The sequence below is a fragment of the Pseudomonas sp. ABa2 genome (assembly GCF_056676075.1).
Map to the genome: position 1 here is coordinate 2,601,830 of NZ_CM155239.1, position 14,911 is coordinate 2,616,740.

The 14,911-nt window shown below is 67.6% G+C and carries 12 protein-coding genes; 9 read left to right on the forward strand and 3 right to left on the reverse strand.

Annotation, left to right across the window (positions count from 1 at the left end; all coding sequences use genetic code 11):
• Positions 1–46: 46 nt before the first annotated feature.
• The 3 genes from AC1G9C_RS12695 to AC1G9C_RS12705 all read right to left on the reverse strand — a co-directional run bounded on the left by AC1G9C_RS12695 (position 47) and on the right by AC1G9C_RS12705 (position 3,303).
• Positions 47–1,174, reverse strand: a complete 1,128-nt coding sequence (locus tag AC1G9C_RS12695; protein WP_480407731.1) for an acyl-CoA dehydrogenase family protein — start codon at positions 1,172–1,174, stop codon at positions 47–49.
• Between the two features lie 83 nt (positions 1,175–1,257).
• Positions 1,258–2,445 carry an acetyl-CoA C-acyltransferase gene (locus tag AC1G9C_RS12700; RefSeq protein WP_480407732.1) on the reverse strand — a complete coding sequence of 396 codons (1,188 nt, stop codon included), beginning with the start codon at positions 2,443–2,445 and terminating at the stop codon, positions 1,258–1,260.
• Positions 2,446–2,535: 90 nt separating this feature from the next.
• Positions 2,536–3,303 (reverse strand): 3-hydroxyacyl-CoA dehydrogenase, encoded by a 768-nt coding sequence (locus tag AC1G9C_RS12705; RefSeq protein WP_480407733.1) that lies wholly within the window; start codon positions 3,301–3,303, stop codon positions 2,536–2,538.
• A gap of 205 nt (positions 3,304–3,508) precedes the next feature.
• On the opposite strand from AC1G9C_RS12705, the gene AC1G9C_RS12710 reads away from it, so the two are divergent.
• The 9 genes from AC1G9C_RS12710 to AC1G9C_RS12750 all read left to right on the forward strand — a co-directional run bounded on the left by AC1G9C_RS12710 (position 3,509) and on the right by AC1G9C_RS12750 (position 14,773).
• Positions 3,509–3,889 carry a MerR family transcriptional regulator gene (locus AC1G9C_RS12710; RefSeq protein ID WP_129482315.1) on the forward strand — a complete coding sequence of 127 codons (381 nt, stop codon included), beginning with the start codon at positions 3,509–3,511 and terminating at the stop codon, positions 3,887–3,889.
• Positions 3,890–3,953: 64 nt separating this feature from the next.
• Positions 3,954–5,117 (forward strand): isovaleryl-CoA dehydrogenase, encoded by a 1,164-nt coding sequence (locus AC1G9C_RS12715; RefSeq protein ID WP_480407734.1) that lies wholly within the window; start codon positions 3,954–3,956, stop codon positions 5,115–5,117.
• Between the two features lie 100 nt (positions 5,118–5,217).
• The gene (locus AC1G9C_RS12720) at positions 5,218–6,825 is read left to right on the forward strand and encodes a carboxyl transferase domain-containing protein (RefSeq protein ID WP_480407735.1); all 1,608 of its coding nucleotides are present in this window, start codon (positions 5,218–5,220) and stop codon (positions 6,823–6,825) included.
• 109 nt (positions 6,826–6,934) lie between these two features.
• On the forward strand, positions 6,935–7,735 hold the full coding sequence (locus tag AC1G9C_RS12725) for a gamma-carboxygeranoyl-CoA hydratase (protein ID WP_480407736.1): 801 nt from the start codon (positions 6,935–6,937) through the stop codon (positions 7,733–7,735).
• Positions 7,732–9,666: an acetyl/propionyl/methylcrotonyl-CoA carboxylase subunit alpha gene (locus AC1G9C_RS12730; RefSeq protein ID WP_480407737.1), complete on the forward strand. Its 1,935-nt coding sequence runs from the start codon at positions 7,732–7,734 to the stop codon at positions 9,664–9,666. The genes AC1G9C_RS12725 and AC1G9C_RS12730 overlap by 4 nt, the downstream gene beginning before the upstream one ends.
• A gap of 124 nt (positions 9,667–9,790) precedes the next feature.
• Entirely contained in the window at positions 9,791–10,690 is a 900-nt protein-coding gene (locus tag AC1G9C_RS12735) for a hydroxymethylglutaryl-CoA lyase (protein ID WP_480407738.1), read from the forward strand.
• Between the two features lie 137 nt (positions 10,691–10,827).
• Positions 10,828–12,783 (forward strand): acetoacetate--CoA ligase, encoded by a 1,956-nt coding sequence (locus AC1G9C_RS12740; RefSeq protein WP_480407739.1) that lies wholly within the window; start codon positions 10,828–10,830, stop codon positions 12,781–12,783.
• A gap of 201 nt (positions 12,784–12,984) precedes the next feature.
• A complete protein-coding gene (locus tag AC1G9C_RS12745; protein WP_122109938.1) occupies positions 12,985–13,815 on the forward strand; it encodes an alpha/beta fold hydrolase in 831 nt (276 codons plus the stop codon).
• Complete coding sequence (locus tag AC1G9C_RS12750; protein ID WP_122109939.1) at positions 13,802–14,773, forward strand: sensor domain-containing diguanylate cyclase; 972 nt, start codon at positions 13,802–13,804, stop codon at positions 14,771–14,773. Before AC1G9C_RS12745 ends, AC1G9C_RS12750 begins: the two co-directional genes overlap by 14 nt.
• Positions 14,774–14,911: the final 138 nt, after the last annotated feature.

Here is a 14,911-nt window from a genome sequence, read left to right on the forward strand (position 1 = left end):
CTGAGCCTATGGCGTCAGCCCCGGCGCACCCTACGGCAGCCGGCGCCTACAAACCGCGCGCAATCACCATCCGCTGCACGTCGCTGGTACCCTCGTAGATCTGGCACACGCGCACGTCGCGGTAGATGCGCTCGACCGGGAAGTCCTTGAGGTAGCCGTAACCACCCAGGGTCTGGATCGCCGCCGAACAGACCCGCTCGGCCATCTCCGAGGCGAACAGCTTGGCCATCGAGGCCTCGGTCAGGCATGGCAGGCCGGCTTCGCGCAGGCTGGCGGCGTGGTGCACCATCTGCCGCGCCACGGCGATCTGGGTGGCCATGTCGGCCAGGCGAAAGGCCACCGCCTGGTGCTCGATGATCGGCTTGCCGAAGGTGACCCGTTCGTGGGCGTAGTCGCGCGCCGCTTCGAACGCGGCGCGGGCCATGCCCACCGCCTGCGCGGCGATGCCGATGCGCCCGCCTTCCAGGTTGGCCAGGGCGATGCGGTAACCCTCGCCCTCCTCGCCCAGGCGCAGCTCGGCCGGGATGCGCACTTCGTCGAGCTGGATCTGGCAGGTGTCCGAGGCGTGCTGGCCGAGCTTGTCCTCCACCCGCACCACCGAGAACCCGGGCGTGTCGGTCGGCACGATAAAGGCGCTGATGCCCTTCTTGCCGGCCCCCGGGTCGGTGACGGCGAAGACGATGACCATGCCGGCGTGGTTGCCGGAGGTGATGAACTGCTTGGCGCCGCTCAGCACGTAGTGCCCGCCGTCGCGCCGCGCGCGGGTGCGCAGGTCGCTGGCGTCGGAGCCGGCCTGCGGTTCGGTCAGGGCGAAGGCGCCGAGCATGCTGCCTTCGGCCAGCGGGCGGAGAAAGTGCTGTTTCTGCTCTTCGCTGCCGTATTTCAGGATCGGCATGCAGCCCACCGAGTTGTGCACGCTCATGATGGTGGAGCAGGCGCCATCGCCAGCGGCGACTTCCTCCAGGGCCATGGCGTAGGCCAGGTGGCCGGTCTCGGCGCCGCCCCACTGTTGCGGCACCAGCATGCCCATAAAGCCCAGCTGGCCCATCTCGGCAATGGCCTCGGCCGGGAAGCGATGCTCGCGGTCCCAGTCGGCGGCGAAAGGCTTTAGCCGTTCCTGGGCGAACTGGCGGGCCATGTCGCGGATCAGTAGTTGTTCTTCGTTGGGCAGCATGGCTGGCTCCGATAATGCGGGTTAATCAATGACACGAACCATGGTGCGCACGGCCTAGGTGGCCCCGCGACACCCTACAGCCATCAATACAGCTCGATGGCTACCGCCGTGGCCTCACCGCCGCCGATGCACACCGCGGCCACGCCGCGCTTGTAGCCGCGCTGCTGCAGCGCCGCGAGCAGGGTCACCAGGATGCGCGCGCCGGAGGCGCCGATGGGGTGGCCGAGGGCGCAGGCGCCGCCGTGCACGTTGAGCTTGGCGTGGAGGATCTCCAGGTCGCGCATGGCCACCATGGGCACCACCGCGAAGGCCTCGTTGATCTCGAACAGGTCCACTTCGTTCAGGCTCCAGCCACTGCGCGCCAGCACGCGCTGAATCGCGGTGACCGGCGCGGTGGTGAACAGGTTCGGCTCCTGGGCATGGCCGGCATGGGCGACAATACGCGCCAGCGGGCTCAGGCCACGCCGCACGGCCTCTGACTGGCGCATCAGCAGCAGGGCCGCAGCGCCGTCGGAAATCGAGCTGGAGTTGGCTGCGGTCACGGTGCCGCCGTCGCGGAACGCCGGCTTGAGCGTGGGAATCTTCTCCGGCCTGGCCTTGGGCGGCTGCTCGTCGGCGGCGATCAGGCGCCGCTCACGCCCGGCAGGAGCCTCGACCGCGACGATCTCGTCGGCAAAATGGCCGGCCTCCATCGCCTGCTGCGCCCGGCGTAGCGACTCCAGGGCGTAGGCGTCCTGTTCCTGGCGGGTGAAACCGTAGCTCTGCGCGCAGTCCTCGGCGAAGGTGCCCATCAGCCGGCCGCGCTCGTAGGCGTCTTCCAGACCGTCGAGGAACATATGGTCGAGTACCTGGCCGTGGCCCATGCGATAGCCCGCGCGGGCGCGCTGTAGCAGGTACGGCGCGTTGGACATGCTCTCCATGCCGCCGGCTACCAGCACCTCGGCGCTACCGGCCAGCAGCTGGTCGTGGCCGAGCATCAGCGCCTGCATGCCCGAACCGCACATCTTGTTCAAAGTGGTGCATTGCGCCGCCTGGCTCAGGCCCGCGCCGAGCGCCGCCTGGCGCGCCGGGGCCTGGCCCTGACCGGCCTGCAGCACGCAGCCCATCAGCACGGTATCCACCGCCTCGGCCGCGAGTCCGGCGCGCTGCAGGGTGGCGCGGATGGCGGCGGCGCCCAGTTCGGCGGCGGACAGGCCGGCCAGGTCACCGAGAAAACCGCCCATGGGGGTACGGGCGGCGCTGACGATCACGACCGGATCGGTTGCAGACATGGTTGTCTCCTGAAAGTCGATGGTTTGCCATGGGTTGCGGCCAGGCCGATCAGCTCACCCCGGCCGGATGCAATCCGGGTCATTTGTCGGTTATTTCGCCGCCATACGCAGCGCGCCATCGAGGCGGATCACCTCGCCGTTGAGCATGGGGTTCTCGACGATGTGGCGCACCAGCGCGGCGTATTCCTCGGGACGGCCCAGGCGCGGCGGGAACGGCACGCCGGCGGCCAACGAGTCGCGCACCTCCTGCGGCATGCCGGCCATCATCGGCGTCTCGAAGATGCCCGGGGCGATGCACATCACGCGGATGCCCGAGCGCGCCAACTCGCGCGCCGCCGGCAGGGTCATGGCGGCCACCCCACCCTTGGACGCGGCATAGGCGGCCTGACCGATCTGCCCGTCGAAGGCCGCCACCGAAGCGGTGTTGACGATCACCCCGCGCTCGCCCTCGGCATTCGGCGAGTTCTGCGCGATGGCCTCGGCGGCCAGGCGCAGCAGGTTGAAACTGCCGATCAGGTTGACCTCGACGGTGCGGCGGAAACTGTCCAGGCCGTGCACGCCGTTACGTCCCAGCACCTTCTCGGCCGGTGCGATACCGGCGCAGTTGACCAGCCCGTGCACGGCGCCGAAGGCCTCCAGGGCCTGCTCCACGGCCGCGCGGCCATCCTCCTCGCGGGTGATGTCGGCCTGCACGAAGCGGGCGCCCTCGCCCAGCTCTAAGGCGGCGCGCTGCCCTGCCTCGGCATTGATGTCCAACAGCAGCACCTTGCCGCCCTGGCCGAGCAGCTGACGGGCAGCGGCCAGGCCCAGGCCGGAACCGCCACCAGTAACCAGAAACACGGAACCTTCGATACGCATAAACGACTTTCCCCGAGGCAATGAGGCCGTGCCATTTACCTTTACGTTAACGGAAAGCAACGTCAAGCCCCTTTTGCCCGGATGCGACCCGCCGGTCGTTTTTTATCGCAGCACGCCCGATGCCTATTCCACGGACGCCACGTCGCGCTTGACAGGGTGACGAAGCAAGCTTTACGTTAACGTAAAGGTAAACGAGAACACCCCGATGCCCACCACCTACTCCATCTCCGACCTAGCCCGCGAACTGGACGTGACGCCGCGCGCCATCCGCTTCTACGAGGAGCAAGGCATGCTCGCCCCCGAGCGCCGCGGCCAGGAGCGCATCTTCAGCCCCCGCGACCTGGTCACCCTGAAACTGATCCTGCGCGGCAAGCGCATCGGCTTTTCCCTGGCCGAGTGCAAGGAGCTGATCGACCTCTATGACCCCAGCAGCGGCAACCGCAAGCAGCTGGAAACCTTCATGGACAAGATCGCCGCACGCCGCGCCCAGCTCGAGCAGCAGTTGCTGGACATCCGGCAGATGCAGCTGGAACTCGATACCGCCGAGGAGCGCTGCCTGGCAGCCCTGGCCGAAACCGACATGTAGGGTGCGTCGCGCCCCCAACCGACCCGGTGCGCACGGCGCACCCCAAGACAACAAAAGGTGTCCCATGAGCTACCCCACCCTCAACTTCGGCCTCGGCGAAACCATCGACATGCTGCGCGATGCGGTCCACCACTTCGCCCAGGCCGAGCTGGCCCCGCGCGCGGCGCAGATCGACCGCGACAACGAGTTCCCCATGGACATGTGGCGCAAGTTCGGCGACATGGGCCTGCTGGGCATGACTGTCGAAGAGGAATACGGCGGCACCAACATGGGCTACCTGGCCCATGTGGTGGCCATGGAAGAGATCAGCCGCGCCTCGGCCTCGGTCGGCCTGTCCTACGGCGCGCATTCGAACCTGTGCGTCAACCAGATCCGCAAGAACGGCACCCACGAGCAGAAGCTCAAGTACCTGCCCAAGCTGTGCTCCGGCGAGCACGTCGGCGCCCTGGCCATGAGCGAGCCCAACGCCGGCTCCGACGTGGTGTCCATGAAGCTGCGCGCCGAGAAGCGCGGCGACCGCTACGTGCTCAACGGCAACAAGATGTGGATCACCAATGGCCCGGACGCCAACACCTACGTGATCTACGCCAAGACCGACGTCAATGCCGGCTCGCGCGGCATGACCGCCTTTATCGTCGAGCGCGACTTCAAGGGTTTCTCCCGCCACCAGAAGCTGGACAAGCTGGGCATGCGCGGCTCCAACACCTGCGAGCTGGTGTTCGAAGACTGCGAGGTGCCGGAAGAGAACATCTTAGGCGTCGAAGGCGGCGGCGTGCGCGTGCTGATGAGCGGCCTGGACTACGAGCGCACCGTGCTCTCCGGCGGCCCCACCGGGATCATGAGCGCCTGCATGGACGTGGTGCTGCCCTACGTGCACGAGCGCCAGCAGTTCAAGCAGTCGATCGGCGAGTTCCAGCTGGTGCAGGGCAAGCTGGCCGACATGTACGCCGGCATGAACGCCTCCAAGTCCTACCTGTACAACGTCGCCAAGGCCTGCGACCGCGGCGAGGAATCGCGCAAGGACGCCGCGGCGGTGATCCTCTACACCGCCGAAATGGCCACCAAGATGGCCCTGGACACCATCCAGCTGCTCGGCGGCAACGGCTACACCAACGAGTACCCGGCCGGCCGCCTGCTGCGCGACGCCAAGCTCTACGAAATCGGCGCCGGCACCAGCGAGATACGCCGCATGCTGATCGGCCGCGAGCTGTTCAACGAGACCAAGTGATCGCGGGAACGCCCCGTAGGGTGCGCCGTGCGCACCAAAACAACGGCATGGTGCGCACGGCGCACCCTACAGACGGTAGCCAGAAATCGGAGCGCCCCAGATGGCCATCCTGCATACCCAGATCAATACCCGCTCCCCCGAGTTCGTCGCCAACAGCGCGGCCATGCTCGAGCAGGTCGCCGACCTACGCGCCCTGCTCGCCCGCCTGCACGAAGGCGGCGGCGAGAAGGTTCAGGCGCGCCATACCGCGCGCGGCAAGCTGCTGCCGCGCGAACGCATCAACCGCCTGCTCGACCCCGGCTCGCCGTTCCTTGAGATCGGCCAGCTCGCCGCCCACGAGGTCTACGGCGAAGAGGTGCCCGCCGCCGGGGTGATCGCCGGCATCGGCCGGGTCGAAGGCGTCGAGTGCATGATCGTGGCCAACGACGCCACGGTAAAAGGCGGCAGCTACTACCCGCTGACCGTGAAGAAGCACCTGCGCGCTCAGGCCATCGCCCGTGAGAACCGCCTGCCGTGCATCTACCTGGTGGACTCCGGTGGCGCCAACCTGCCACGCCAGGACGAGGTGTTCCCCGACCGCGAGCACTTCGGCCGGATCTTCTTCAACCAGGCCAATATGAGCGCGCTGGGCATCCCCCAGATCGCCGTGGTGATGGGCTCGTGCACCGCCGGCGGCGCCTACGTGCCGGCGATGAGCGACGAGACCATTATGGTGCGCCAGCAAGCGACGATCTTTTTGGCTGGACCGCCGCTGGTAAAGGCCGCCACCGGTGAAGTGGTGAGCGCCGAGGAGCTGGGCGGCGCCGATGTGCACTGCAAGACCAGCGGCGTGGCCGACCACTATGCCGACGACGACGAGCACGCCCTGGCCCTGGCCCGGCGCAGCATCGCCAATCTCAACTGGCGCAAGCTCGGCCAGCTCGACGCCCGCGCGCCCATCGCCCCGCGCTACCCGGCCGAGGAGCTGTACGGGGTGATCCCGGCCGACGCCAAGCAGCCGTTCGACGTGCGCGAGGTGATCGCGCGCATCGTCGACGACTCGCAGTTCGATGAATTCAAGGCGCTGTTCGGCACCACCCTGGTGTGCGGCTTCGCCCGCATCGACGGCTACCCGGTGGCGATCCTGGCCAATAACGGCATCCTCTTCGCCGAGTCGGCGCAGAAAGGCGCGCACTTCGTCGAACTGGCCTGCCAGCGCGGCATTCCGCTGCTGTTCCTGCAGAACATCACCGGCTTCATGGTCGGCAAGAAGTACGAGGAAGGCGGCATCGCCAAACACGGCGCCAAGCTGGTCACCGCCGTGGCGTGCGCCCAGGTGCCGAAGTTCACCGTGATCATCGGCGGCAGCTTCGGCGCCGGCAACTACGGCATGTGCGGCCGCGCCTACGACCCACGCTTCTTGTGGATGTGGCCCAACGCCAAGATCGGCGTGATGGGCGCGCAGCAGGCCGCCGGCGTGCTGGTACAGGTCAAGCGCGAGCAGGCCGAGCGCGCCGGCCAGCATTATTCGGACGAGGATGAACAGCGCCTCAAGCAACCCATAGTTGAGCAATACGAGAAGCAGGCGCACGCCTACTACTCCAGCGCCCGGCTGTGGGACGACGGCGTGATCGACCCGGCGCAGACCCGCGAAGTGCTGGCCCTGGCGCTGTCGGCCAGCCTCAATGCACCGATCGAGCCGACCCGTTTCGGCGTGTTCCGCATGTAATCCGTGGGAGGGGCTTTAGCCGCGACAGCCACAGCAAAGCTCGCGGCTAAAGCCCCTCCCACACCGAATCCAATGTATCGGTGCGCACGGCGCACCCTACGGAATGGCCATGACCGACTTCAGCACCATCCAACTGGAAAAAGACCCGCGCGGTTTTGCCACCCTCTGGCTCAACCGTCCGGAGAAGAACAACGCCTTCAACGCCGCGATGATCCGCGAGCTGATTCTCGCCCTCGACGCCGTCGGTGAGGACAAGGCCCTGCGCTTCCTGCTGCTGCGCGGCCGCGGCAAGCACTTTTCCGCCGGCGCCGACCTGGCCTGGATGCAGCAGGCCGCCGAGCTCGACTACAACGCCAACCTCAGTGATGCCCGCGAGCTGGCCGAGCTGATGTACAACCTGCACGGTTTGAAGATCCCCACCCTGGCCGTGGTACAGGGCGCGGCCTTCGGCGGTGCGGTGGGCCTGGTCAGTTGCTGCGATATCGCCATCGGCGCCGAGGACAGCCTGTTCTCCCTGTCCGAGGTGCGTATCGGCCTGGCCCCGGCGGTGATCAGTCCCTTCGTGGTCCAGGCACTGGGCGAACGCGCGGCCAAGCGCTACGCACTGACCGCCGAGCGCTTCGACGGCCACCGCGCCCGCGAGCTCGGGCTGCTCGCCGAGACCTGCCCGGCCGCCGAACTCGATGCCCAGGCCGAGGCCTGGATCGCCAACCTGCTGCTCAATAGCCCGCAGGCCATGCGCGCCAGCAAGGACCTGCTGCGCGAAGTCGGCAGCGGCGAACTGACGCCAGCCCTGCGCCGCTACACCGAGAACGCCATCGCCCGTCTGCGCGTCAGCGCCGAAGGCCAGGAAGGCCTGCGCGCCTTCCTCGACAAACGCACGCCCGCCTGGCAGGAGCAACAAGCATGAACCTCAAGCCTATCGACACCCTGCTGGTGGCCAACCGCGGCGAGATCGCCTGCCGCGTGATGCGCACGGCCAAGGCCATGGGCATCCGTACCGTGGCGGTGCACAGCGCCATCGACGCCACGGCGCGGCATGTGCGCAAGGCCGACCTGGCGGTGAATCTGGGCGGCGCCAAGCCAGCGGAAAGCTACCTCTTGATCGACAAGCTGATCGACGCGGCCAGAGCCAGCGGCGCCCAGGCCATCCACCCCGGCTACGGCTTTCTCTCGGAAAACGCCGGTTTCGCCCGCGCCATCGAAGAGGCCGGACTGATCTTCCTCGGCCCACCCGCCTCGGCCATCGACGCCATGGGCAGCAAGTCGGCGGCCAAGGCGCTGATGGAGGCCGCCGGCGTGCCGCTGGTGCCCGGCTATCACGGCGAAGCGCAGGATATCGACACCTTCCGCCAGGCCGCCGAGCGCATCGGCTACCCGGTGCTGCTCAAGGCCGCTGCCGGCGGTGGCGGCAAGGGCATGAAGGTGGTCGAGCGAGAAAGCGAGCTAGCCGAGGCCCTGGCCAGCGCCCAGCGCGAGGCGCAGTCGTCGTTCGGCGACTCGCGCATGCTGGTGGAAAAATACGTACTCAAGCCGCGCCACGTGGAGATCCAGGTATTCGCCGACCGGCACGGCCACTGCCTGTACCTGAACGAGCGCGACTGCTCGATCCAGCGCCGCCACCAGAAGGTGGTGGAGGAAGCTCCCGCCCCCGGCCTGTCTCCCGAACTGCGCCGCGCCATGGGCGAGGCGGCGGTCAAGGCCGCCCAGGCTATCGGCTACGTCGGCGCCGGCACCGTGGAATTTTTGCTGGACGAGCGAGGCGACTTCTTCTTTATGGAGATGAACACCCGCCTGCAGGTGGAACACCCGGTCACCGAGCTGATCACCGATCTGGACCTGGTGGCCTGGCAGATTCGCGTCGCCCGCGGCGAGGCGTTGCCGATCACGCAGGGACAAGTGCCGCTTAACGGCCACGCCATCGAGGTGCGCCTGTACGCCGAGGATCCGGACCACGACTTCCTCCCGGCCACCGGCACCCTGCAGTTGTACCGCGAAGCCGCCGCCGGCCCCGGCCGGCGCACCGACAGCGGCGTGGCTCAGGGCGATGTGGTCTCGCCCTTCTACGATCCCATGCTCGGCAAGGTCATCGCCTGGGGCGAGAACCGCGAGGAAGCGCGCCTGCGCCTGCTCGCCATGCTCGACGAAACCCTGGTCGGCGGGGTCAAGACCAACCTGGCCTTCCTGCGTCGCGTGCTGGCCCACCCGGCCTTCGCCGCCGCCGAGCTGGACACCGGCTTTATCCCGCGTCACGAGGCGCAGCTGCTACCGCCGCCGAGCGAACTGCCGGAGGCCTTCTGGCAGCTGGCGGCCGATGCCTTTATCCAGAGCGAAGCCGCACGCCGCCGCGCCGACGACGCCCATTCGCCCTGGGCTGCGCGCAGCGGCTGGCGCAGCGGCGGCCCGGCGGAGATCGAACTGCACCTGAACTGCCAGGGCAGCAGCCGCAAGGTGCGCGCCAGCGGCCAGGCGCAGCTGCAGGGTGACAGCCTGCTGGTGCCCGGCGCGGCGCAGCAGCGCCTGCCCGCGATCCGCCAGGGCGACACCCTGTACCTGCAGTGGCAGGGCGAACTGCACGCGGTCAGCCGCTTCGACCCGATCGCCGCCGCCGAGGCCAGCCATCATCAGCACGGCGGCCTGACGGCGCCGATGAACGGCAGCATCGTCCGCGTGCTGGTCGAGCCGGGCCAGGCCGTGGAGGCCGGCACCGCACTGGTGGTGCTGGAGGCGATGAAGATGGAGCACAGCATCCGCGCGCCCGAGGCCGGTACGGTCCAGGCCATCTACTGCCGCGAAGGCGAGCTGGTCAGCGACGGCGCGGTGCTGGTGGAGCTAACGTAGGGTGTCGCGGGGCCGCCTAGGCCATGCGCACCGGGCGCCGTAAGATCGTCATTCCATGGTGCGCACAGCGCACCCTACGCCACCGCGCACGCGCGATGACAACGGATATACAAGAGGAACCCCGATGAGCCTGCCCAAATCCGTACGCCTGGTCGAAGTCGGCCCGCGCGACGGCCTGCAGAACGAGAAACAGCCGATCAGCGTCGCCGACAAGGTGCGCCTGGTCGACGAGCTGAGCGCCGCCGGCCTTGGCTACGTGGAAGTGGGCAGTTTCGTCTCGCCCAAGTGGGTACCGCAGATGGCCGGCTCCGCCGAGGTGTTCGCCGCCATCCAGCGCCAGCCGGGCGTCACCTATGCCGCACTGACGCCGAACCTGAAAGGCTTCGAGGCCGCCCTGCAGGCCGAGGTCGAGGAAGTGGCGGTATTCGCCGCCGCCAGCGAGGCCTTTTCGCAGAAGAACATCAACTGCTCCATCGCCGAGAGCCTGGCGCGCTTCGTGCCGCTGATGGAGGCGGCCAAGGCCGCCAAGGTGCGCGTGCGCGGCTATGTGTCCTGCGTGCTCGGCTGCCCCTACGACGGCGAGATCGACCCGGCGCAGGTCGCCAGCGTCGCTCGCGAGCTCTACGCCATGGGCTGCTACGAGGTTTCCCTCGGCGACACCATCGGCACCGGCACCCCGGGCAAGACCCGCCACCTGATCAACGTGGTCGGCCGCGATATCCCCCGCCACCTGCTGGCCGGGCATTTCCACGACACCTACGGCCAGGCGCTGGCCAATATCTACGCCAGCCTGCTCGAAGGCATCCAGGTGTTCGACAGCTCGGTCGCCGGGCTCGGCGGCTGCCCCTATGCCAAAGGCGCCACCGGCAACGTCGCCACCGAAGACGTGCTGTACATGCTGCAAGGTCTGGGCATCGACACCGGTATCGACATGGACAAGCTGATCGCCGCCGGCCAGCGCATCTGCGAGGTGCTGGGCAAGGCCAACGGCTCGCGGGTGGCCCGCGCACGCCTGAGCCAGTAAGACCACCGCGGCATAGGTGAAAGGCCATCTCCCCAACAAAAAGGTCGACACGGTGGTGAGAAGCGTCGCTGCGCGTCAAGGCAACCCCGTCCGCTTGCGCTAGGGTAGAAAGTACCGACAAGCAACGAGGACCGGCCATGCAGCAGCCTCTCTGGACGCCCTCCGCCGAGCGTATCGCCGCCACCCGCCTGGATGCCTTCCGCCGCCTGATCAACCGGCGCCACGGCCTCGAACTGGCCGACTACCCGGTCCTGCACGCCTGGAGCATCGAACAGCGCGAAGCCTTCTGGCAGGCCATCGTCGATTTCTTCGAGATCCGCTTCAGCACGCCCGCCGAGCGGGTACTGCGCGAGGGCCCGGCCATGCCCGACGCCGACTGGTTCCCCGGCGCCCGGCTGAATTTCGCCGAACACCTGCTGCGCCGCCGCGACCCGCATCCGGCGCTAGCGGCCGTAGGCGAAGACGGCAGCCGCGAGCAGCTCAGCTATCTGGAGCTGGCCGGCCATGTCGCCGGCCTGCAGCGCAGCCTGCGCGAGGCCGGCGTGGGCGTCGGCGACCGGGTCGCGGCCTTTATGCCCAACACCTGGCAGACCGTGGTCGGCATGCTCGCCGCCACCAGCCTCGGCGCCACCTGGTCGTCCTGTTCGCCGGACTTCGGCACCCAGGGGGTGATCGACCGCTTCGGCCAGATCGAGCCCAAGGTGCTGATCGCCGCCGCCGGCTACCGCTACGCTGGCAAGAACCTGGACCTGACCGCCAAGCTGGGTGAAATCCTCGAACGCCTGCCGAGCCTGGAGCAACTCGTCGTCGTGCCCTACTCCCGGCCCGAGGCGAAGCCCGCCGACTTCAGCACCCAGGCCCGAGTGGCGCTGTGGCAGGACTTCTACCGCCCCGGCGGCGAACCCGAATTCACCGCCGTGCCCTTCGACCAGCCGCTGTACATCCTCTACTCCAGCGGCACCACCGGCGTGCCCAAGTGCATCGTCCACGGCGTGGGCGGCACCCTGCTGCAGCACGTCAAGGAACTCGGCCTGCACACCGACCTGACGGCCAACGACTGCCTGTTCTACTACACCACCTGCGGCTGGATGATGTGGAACTGGCTGGTCTCCGGCCTGGCCCTGGGCGCCACCCTGGTGCTGTTCGACGGCTCGCCCTTCCATCCGGGGCCCGAACGCCTGATCGAGCTGATCGATGCCGAGGGCATCAGCATCTTCGGCACCAGTGCCAAGTACCTCGCCGCGCTGGAGAAGGCCGGCGCCAAGCCACGCGAAACGCACAGGCTGCAACGCCTGAAGGCGCTTCTCTCCACCGGCTCGCCGCTGGCCCACGAGAGCTTCGACTTCGTCTATCGCGATTTCAAAACCGACCTGTGCCTGTCGTCCATTTCCGGCGGCACCGACATCGTCTCCTGCTTCGCCCTAGGCAATCCGGTGCTGCCGGTGTGGCGCGGCGAGCTGCAGTGCAAGGGCCTGGGCATGGACGTGCAGGTGTGGAACGACAGTGGCCAGCCGGTGACCGGCGAGAAAGGCGAACTGGTCTGCGCCCGGCACTTTCCGTCGATGCCGCTGGGTTTCTGGAACGACGAAGGCGGCGAGAAATTCCGCGCTGCCTATTTCGCCACCTTCCCCGGCGTCTGGGCCCATGGCGACTACGCCGAGGAAACCGCGCACGGCGGCCTGGTGATCCACGGCCGCTCCGATGCGGTGCTGAATCCGGGCGGCGTGCGCATCGGCACCGCGGAGATCTACCGCCAGGTGGAAAAGGTGCCGCAGGTGCTGGAATCCATCGCCATCAGCCAGGACTGGGCTGGCGATGTGCGCGTGGTGCTGTTCGTCCGCCTGCGCGAGGGCGTGGTGCTGGACGAGGCGCTGGAAAGCGAGATCCGCCAGGTGATCCAGGCCAACACCACCACGCGCCACGTGCCGGCGAAGATCGTCGCGGTGGCCGATATCCCGCGCACCATCAGCGGCAAGCTGGTCGAGCTGGCGGTGCGCAACGTGGTGCATGGCCGCCCGGTGAAGAACACCGATGCCCTGGCCAACCCGCAGGCGCTGGAGCTGTTCCGCGACCTGCCGCAGCTGCGGCAATAGCCGCAACACGCCCTATCCACGCCAGGCGACGAGCCGAACGATGCCGCCATTGGGCTCACACCCTTGCAGTCCCCGCGCCGCGGAAGACTGATAGCAAATCGCCTTCTGCTAATCGAAAGTACCTATACTGGCGTCATTTTTACGCCCTCGCGAGTTCGCAACCTCGCTCAGCGAGGTGCTTTCGCTTGTCGAGGTGACCGCGTGAGTATCATCCAGCGCAACCATGTTCAGCAGCTGCTGCCGGCGCATGCCGACGCCCCGGTGCTGGTCTACGGCCACGGCTTCGGCTGCAGCCAGGAGATGTGGAGCAAGCTCACACCAGCATTTGCACCGCACTACCGGCAGGTATTGTTCGACTACGTGGGTAGCGGCCGCTCCGACGCCAGCGCGTTCGATGCCGGCCGCTATCGACTGCTCGAGGGCTACGTCCAGGACCTACTGGAGGTTTGCGACGCTCTGCAACTGAGCGGTGACATCACCTTCGTCGGCCACTCGGTCAGCTGTAGCATCGGCATACTCGCCGCCATCGAACGGCCATCGTTGTTCTCCCGACTCGTGCTGCTCGGTCCCTCGCCCTGTTTCCTCAGCGACCCGCCGGCCTACGAAGGCGGCTTTCGGCGCAGCGACCTGGACAGTCTGCTGGAGCTGATGGCGCACAACTATCTGGGCTGGACGCAGCACTTCGCGCCGCTGGTGTCCGGCGCGGAGGCGGGCCAGCCGGTGACCGCGCAGCTGTCCGACAGCTTTTGCTCGACCGACCCGCTGATGGCGCGCCTGTTCGCCGAGGCCACCTTCAGCTCCGACATACGCGCCGCGCTGCCGCACTGCCCGGTGCCCAGCCTGATCCTGCATCACCGTCGCGATGCGCTGGTACCGCCAGCGGTAGCCGACTACCTGCACACTCACCTCAACGCGAGTACCCTCGAGATCCTCGACATCAGCGGCCACTGCGCCCACATGAGCCACCCGGAGCTGGTCGCCGTCGCCATGCTCCGCTACCTGCAAGGAAGCCATCACCTTGTTCTACCTTGAACGCCTGCCCTGTCCAGTGCTGGTGACCGACTGCAACGGCCAGATCAAGCACTCCAACCACGACTTCAAGCACCTGGCCGGCGTCCTGCTGGTCGACAGCATGGATCATTACTTCCCACCGGCGAGCCGCATCTTCCTGCACACCCATGCCTGGCCACTGCTGCTCAGAAACGGCGAATTCAACGAACTGCACCTGCAGCTACTGGCGACGGATCAACAGCACATCCCGGTGATGGCCAATGCCCGGATGAGCGAGGTGGATGGCGAACGCGAGGTGATCTGGCTGTTCTTCGTCGCCAAGGATCGTCAGCGCTTCGAGGCCGAACTGCTCAAGGCCCGCGAGCAGGCGCAGGAAAACGCGGCGCAGCTAGCCAAGGCCAACCTCGCCCTGCAGAGCGCCTACGCCCAGCTCGCCGAATACGCCGTGGAGATCAAGAGCGAGGCGGAACAGTTCGCGCAGCTGAGCCACACCGACCCACTGACTGCGCTGGGCAACCGCCGGGCGCTGTCGCTGCACGTAGAACAGTGGACGGCAACGGTCAGCGCGCAGGCGCACGCCAGCCTGCTGCTGATCGATATCGACTACTTCAAGCAGATCAACGACCGCTTCGGCCATGCCGAGGGCGATCGGGTGCTCATCGAGCTGGCCCAGCAACTGCTCAAGAGCGTGCGCAGCCAGGACAGCGTCGTGCGCTACGGCGGCGAGGAGTTCGCGCTGTGGCTGCCGTTCGCCGATGGAGACGAGGCCGCAGTCATCGCCCGGCGCGTGCACGAGCAGGTTTCCCTGCTGCAGATCGCCGACCAGCGCCTTACCGTGAGCATCGGTATCGCCAACCTCGTACCGCAGGGGCAAGACCCCGAGCGCTACCTCGAACAACTCCTCGAAGAGGCCGACACGGCGCTGTACGCGGCCAAGGCCCAGGGACGCAATCGCAGCGTTCGCCATGACCACCGCTGAGCCGGCGCACGGGGTCGATCCTGGCCGCCTGCCGCCGCATGAGCAAGAGCCGCGGCGTCACAGGTAGCCCATGACCGTGCTGCGTATACTCAAGTACGACTCTCCCACCGGAGATCCTGCCGTGTCGCTACGTCAACT

What these genes read in the sequence shown, in the direction of transcription:
- AC1G9C_RS12695 (WP_480407731.1), bottom strand. Translation starts at nt 1,174, where the DNA reads ATGCTGCCCAACGAAGAACAACTACTGATCCGCGACATGGCCCGCCAG.
- AC1G9C_RS12700 (WP_480407732.1), bottom strand. Translation starts at nt 2,445, where the DNA reads ATGTCTGCAACCGATCCGGTCGTGATCGTCAGCGCCGCCCGTACCCCC.
- AC1G9C_RS12705 (WP_480407733.1), bottom strand. Translation starts at nt 3,303, where the DNA reads ATGCGTATCGAAGGTTCCGTGTTTCTGGTTACTGGTGGCGGTTCCGGC.
- AC1G9C_RS12710 (WP_129482315.1), top strand. Translation starts at nt 3,509, where the DNA reads ATGCCCACCACCTACTCCATCTCCGACCTAGCCCGCGAACTGGACGTG.
- AC1G9C_RS12715 (WP_480407734.1), top strand. Translation starts at nt 3,954, where the DNA reads ATGAGCTACCCCACCCTCAACTTCGGCCTCGGCGAAACCATCGACATG.
- AC1G9C_RS12720 (WP_480407735.1), top strand. Translation starts at nt 5,218, where the DNA reads ATGGCCATCCTGCATACCCAGATCAATACCCGCTCCCCCGAGTTCGTC.
- AC1G9C_RS12725 (WP_480407736.1), top strand. Translation starts at nt 6,935, where the DNA reads ATGACCGACTTCAGCACCATCCAACTGGAAAAAGACCCGCGCGGTTTT.
- AC1G9C_RS12730 (WP_480407737.1), top strand. Translation starts at nt 7,732, where the DNA reads ATGAACCTCAAGCCTATCGACACCCTGCTGGTGGCCAACCGCGGCGAG.
- AC1G9C_RS12735 (WP_480407738.1), top strand. Translation starts at nt 9,791, where the DNA reads ATGAGCCTGCCCAAATCCGTACGCCTGGTCGAAGTCGGCCCGCGCGAC.
- AC1G9C_RS12740 (WP_480407739.1), top strand. Translation starts at nt 10,828, where the DNA reads ATGCAGCAGCCTCTCTGGACGCCCTCCGCCGAGCGTATCGCCGCCACC.